Source organism: Aeromicrobium sp., from assembly GCF_050700635.1.
Lineage (GTDB): Bacteria > Actinomycetota > Actinomycetes > Propionibacteriales > Nocardioidaceae > Aeromicrobium.
Window position 1 is genome coordinate 1 of record NZ_JBOHDT010000131.1, and the last position, 4,709, is coordinate 4,709.

The 4,709-nt window shown below is 69.1% G+C and carries 6 protein-coding genes; 4 read left to right on the forward strand and 2 right to left on the reverse strand.

Going from position 1 to position 4,709, the window contains the following annotated elements:
- The coding region (locus ACRDPN_RS10395) for an OB-fold nucleic acid binding domain-containing protein (RefSeq protein WP_431447379.1) at nt 1-1,103 on the forward strand (1,103 nt) is incomplete at its 5' end.
- Between the two features lie 9 nt (nt 1,104-1,112).
- Here ACRDPN_RS10395 and ACRDPN_RS10400 read toward each other — a convergent pair.
- Both ACRDPN_RS10400 and ACRDPN_RS10405 read right to left on the reverse strand, forming a co-directional pair.
- Nucleotides 1,113-2,201, reverse strand: coding sequence for a winged helix DNA-binding domain-containing protein (locus ACRDPN_RS10400; protein WP_431447380.1), 1,089 nt, complete (start codon nt 2,199-2,201; stop codon nt 1,113-1,115).
- Nucleotides 2,202-2,209: 8 nt separating this feature from the next.
- The gene (locus ACRDPN_RS10405) at nt 2,210-3,346 is read right to left on the reverse strand and encodes a GNAT family N-acetyltransferase (protein WP_431447381.1); all 1,137 of its coding nucleotides are present in this window, start codon (nt 3,344-3,346) and stop codon (nt 2,210-2,212) included.
- On the opposite strand from ACRDPN_RS10405, the gene ACRDPN_RS10410 reads away from it, so the two are divergent.
- The 3 genes from ACRDPN_RS10410 to ACRDPN_RS10420 are packed head-to-tail and all read left to right on the forward strand — an operon-like array spanning nt 3,345 to nt 4,477.
- Nucleotides 3,345-3,827: a VOC family protein gene (locus ACRDPN_RS10410; protein WP_431447382.1), complete on the forward strand. Its 483-nt coding sequence runs from the start codon at nt 3,345-3,347 to the stop codon at nt 3,825-3,827. The genes ACRDPN_RS10405 and ACRDPN_RS10410 overlap by 2 nt on opposite strands.
- 37 nt (nt 3,828-3,864) lie before the next feature.
- On the forward strand, nt 3,865-4,095 hold the full coding sequence (locus ACRDPN_RS10415) for a FitA-like ribbon-helix-helix domain-containing protein (RefSeq protein WP_431447383.1): 231 nt from the start codon (nt 3,865-3,867) through the stop codon (nt 4,093-4,095).
- Nucleotides 4,082-4,477, forward strand: a complete 396-nt coding sequence (locus ACRDPN_RS10420; RefSeq protein WP_431447384.1) for a type II toxin-antitoxin system VapC family toxin — start codon at nt 4,082-4,084, stop codon at nt 4,475-4,477. Before ACRDPN_RS10415 ends, ACRDPN_RS10420 begins: the two co-directional genes overlap by 14 nt.
- Nucleotides 4,478-4,709 lie beyond the last annotated feature (232 nt).

Below are 4,709 nucleotides of genomic sequence, written 5' to 3' on the forward strand. Positions count from 1 at the left end.
GCGACCTCGCCGACGACATCTACGACCGCATCCAGGCGTTCGCCAACTTCGGCTTCGCCGAGAGCCACGCCATCAGCTTCGGCCTGATCGTCTACGCCAGCTCGTGGCTCAAGCTGCACTACCCGGGGGCGTTCCTCGCGGCGCTGCTGCGCTCGCAGCCGATGGGGTTCTACTCGCCGCAGTCGCTCACCGCCGACGCCCGGCTCCATGGTGTGAAGACCCTGCGTCCCGACGTCCTCCACTCCGGCGTCCACGCGGACCTCGAACCCATCCCGGGCGGACCGATCGGACTCGATGTGTGCCTGGCCGCCGAGCAGCCGCCGATCCCGCCGTTCGATCCGGACGGACCCGACCCCACCGAGACGCATCGCCGCGACGGCGCGTTCGCCGTGCGGCTCGGCCTCACCGAGGTGCAGGGCATCGGCGAGGCCGACGCGACGCGGGTCGTCGACGCACGAGCCGAGAGGCCGTTCACCGACATGCCCGACGTCGCGCGGCGCACCGGGCTGTCGGTCGCGCAGATGGAGGCGCTGGCCACGGCTGGGGCGTTCGACGGCTTCGGCATCAGTCGTCGCCAAGCGCTGTGGAACGCGGGCTACACCGACGCACCCGACCGTCTCGCCGGCACCGCCGTGCAGGCGCCGCCGCCGATGCTGCCGGGCATGAACCCGGTCGAACAGACGCTGGCCGACCTCTGGGCCACGCGCATCTCACCCGACGAGCACCCGATGGAGCACCTGCGGGCGCTGATGATCTCCGAGGGCGTGCTGTCGGTGGCCGACACCGCCACGCACGAGGCGGACCGTCGCGTCCGCGTCGCCGGCCTGGTCACGCACCGGCAGCGTCCGTACACCGCCGGGGGAGTCACGTTCCTCAACATCGAGGACGAGACCGGCATGCTCAACGTCGTGGTGTTCGACGTGGTGTGGCAGCGGCACCGCCGGGTGGCGCGCAACTCGGCCGGCCTCGTGGTGCGCGGGATGCTCGAGCGCCAGGACGGCGTGGTCAACCTCGTGGCCGACAAGCTCGAGCGCATCGAGACCCTCTACCCCCAGCTCGCCCCCGCCGTGCCGGCTCGTCCCCGGTCGCGCGACTTCCACTGAGGATGCCTCTCACCAGCCGCCGATCTCAGCAGGTCGATCCAAGAACTCGCCGTATCGTGCGGCGGCACCTTCCAGCGCTCGGCGCTCGGCGGCCGACAACTGCCGGTGCGGTGTGAGGTCGAAGCGGACGCGCGACGGGTCGAGGATGCGTTTCATGCCGGCGACCAGCTGCCCGTCGACCAGAGCGATGCCGATCGCGGTCTCCCGCTGCCGCGGCACGACGCCACGCGCGTCCAGGACCCAGCGGGAGTCCTGGTAGCCGCGGTAGGACTCATCGAGCAGCTGCAGGAGGTGACCTGCCGGCTGGCCTGGTTGGTCCGGAGGTTCGCCGGGTGCGTGCCAGAAGGTACGCCGGTCGTGCTCGAAGGAGACCAGCTGATCCTCGACGGCGGCGAGCCCGCGACGCACGTCGGTGATCGTGAGCGTGGCCCAGTAGGCGAGGTCTTTCACGGTCGCCGGCCCATGGCCGGTGAAATAGCGCAGGGCGATCCGGGCCAGCGCCTCCTCCCGGTCGAAGTCGTCTGGGTCGACCCGCATGCCGACCCGGTCGCGGTACGTCGCGTACGTGTGCTCGCCCTCCCGCGGTCGCCCGCTGCTGACGAGGCGATCGAGCTCCAGGTGTGCCATCAGCACCATCACCAGGTGACCGGTGATCCGTTCCGCCTTGGCCGGCAGCCGGTCCCGCACCACCTCGGCCACTTCGTCACGAGTGCGGTCGGGGGTCGCGGCGAGAAAGTCCAGAACGGCCGCGGTGAGCCGATCGAGCTCGCGATCGGTCAGTTCTGCCCGCAGCTGGGTGTCGATGACCGGGTCGATCCGCGGACCTGTCAGCGCGAGCACCCAGTCGATGTCGGCGCGCGCCACGTAGTGCCAGGTGGGGCGCAGCACGTGGGTGCGAACCACCTCGCCCGACTCGATCAGGCCGGCCAGGTCGGCGGGGTCAGGCGAGCTGGTGCGGGCGGCCACCGCCCAGGCGGACTGACTCGGGTTCTCGGCCTGCACGGCCAGCAGGGCGTCGACCACCTCGGCTGCGGATCCGGCATGTGGGGCGGTGAGGTGCTGGTTACGCAACCGCCAGCGAGCGATGGCGACGTCCATGGTGCCTTTCAGAAGTAGTCGTGCACATGGATGGGGCCGCGGCAGAAGAGCATGTCCCACATGGCGTCGTCGGCATCGGGACCGGTGAGATGGCCGACGGAACGCAGTCCGGCGGACGTCTCGGCCCCGGCGAACGTCAGGGCGAGACCACCTGCGCTGAGGCCGCGACCGCCGTCGCCGCCCTCGTGGAGAACGCCTCGGCAGTCCTTCACCTCCAGCACACGGTGGATGCCATCGACCGTGAACGGCAACGTCGCCGTCACGCCGCCCGCGAAGGGCAAGAGCTCGAGGGCGACCAGGTCCAGCACTGCTAGCGCGTAGGGCGACGACGTCACCGGGACGGCGTAGTCCGTCCGAACCAGGTGACGCCAAGCACCCAGGCCGCTCGATCGAACGACCGTCGCGGGCGTCACCGAGGCGAAAGATGACAGCGTCGTCAGAAGCGAGCGAAGGGCATCGACATCGTCGGCCTCGACGTCATGGACCTGAAGCTCGGCTCCCGCGCCGTAGCCGCGACCGCGGTCCCAGGAGGCATAGCCACAGATCTGGCCGTCCCGTTCGGCCACGGTGATGCCGTCCACGCGCAACGTGGGTGCGTTGACGAATAGCGGACCGGTCCTGCTCAACCTTCCGTTGCGTCGTGACGCGGCTCTTTCGTGGACGTCTCGGATACCGGCCGAGTCACTCTCGTCAGCTCGGCGCACCGGGGTGCTTCCTCCCACCGCCAGTGCATGGGTGGGCACCCGCACGTGGTCGAGTGAGGTGATGGTCTCGTACCCGAGGCGCCGGTAGACGCCCGGCGCGGTGGCGAACAGCGTCGAGATGACGGCGCCTCGCTCGCGCGCGCTGCCGAGCAGCGCATCCAAGAGCGGATCGACAAGTCCGGTCCCGCGATGTTCGGGTGCAACCGCCACAGCCCCGATACCGGCCGTAGGAACCTTGACGCCAGCGAACCAGGACTCGTACGCGCGGTCGAGCGCAGTCGCCACCAGGTGTCCATTCACCTCGACTCCCCACCAGTACTTGCCCTCGGCGTGAAGAGGCACGGGGGGATCCGGCGGGTCGAAGGCGCCGAATGCCTCGCGGAAGTGGCCTAGCATCACCTCGGCATCATCGGGATCGAGGCGGCGAACCGTGACGGTCATGGGCACCATCGTGCCCGAGCCATCGGACAAGGCTGTGCCGCCGTCCGGTGGGACATTGGCCCGCATGGATCAGCGCATCAGCTTCGTGACCCTCGCCGTGGCGGATCTCGACGCCACCCGGCAGTTCTATCTCGACGGGCTCGGGTGGCAGGCCGAGCTCGACGTGCCGGGGGAGGTCCTGATGATCCGGACCGGCGAACACCTCGTGCTGTCGCTGTGGAACGAGGACGAGTTCGAGGCGGAGGTCGGGCCGATCCGTCGCGGTGACGGAGTCGCGCCGTTCACGATCGCGCACAACGTCGCGTCGCCGGAGGAGGTGGACGCCGTGCTGGCCACCGCGCGAGCGGCCGGCGCCGACCCGGTGTCCGACGGTGAGCAGCGCCAGTGGGGTGGCTACACCGGTTACTTCGGCGACCCCGACGGCCATCGCTGGGAGATCGCTCACAACCCGGGACCGGTCGGCCAGATCGTTCTGCCGTGAACATGTAGACTGGCGCCAGTAGCGCTATACTGGCGCCATGCCGAGCATCCAGATCAAGGACGTCCCGCCAGAGACGCACGCGGTCCTGAGAGAGCGCGCAGCTCGGTCGCGTCAATCGCTGCAGGAGTATCTGTTGGCCAAGCTCATCGAAGAGGCATCCGCACCAACGCTCGACGAGGTGCTCGACCGTATCGACATGATGTCGGGCGGGTCGATCAGCTTCGTCGAAGCCGTCGAGGCCGTCCACGCCGGCCGTGCTGGTCGTTGATGCGAGCGTCGTCCTGCTCGTTGTGGCCGATGACGGCAACGAGGGCGGCGCCGCTCGCGACAGGATTCGCGGACACGAGCTGGCTGCGCCCGAGCTGATCGACGTCGAGGTCATCTCCGCCCTGCGGCGGGCGAAACGCATTGGGCTTGTGGACGATCGCCGTGCCCTGGAAGCAATCGATGCACTTGCCGACCTCCCGATACAACGTATGCACCACCGCCCCCTGCGTCATCGCATCTGGGATCTGCGCGACACGGTCAGCGCCTACGACGCAACCTACGTGGCCGCGGCCGAAGCGCTCGGCTGCACGCTCCTGACCAGAGATCAACGCCTGCACCGTGCGGCTGGGCCGAAGTGCGCCGTTGAGCTCCTGACCACTTAGTGTTGACGTGACCTTAAGGCCCGGGTAGGGTCGATCCCAACACTTAGAGTCATTCGCACCCTAAGTAAGGCGGGAGGAGGCACGGACGTGAACCCCACGACCACCCAGATCGACCAGCGAGTCTCGCTCGCGGTGTCGACGGTCATCTTCGCGCTCCGGCCGCACTCGAAGACGGGACGCGACACGCTGTGGCTCCCGCTTGTGCGGCGCATCCGCGAGCCGTACGAAGGCG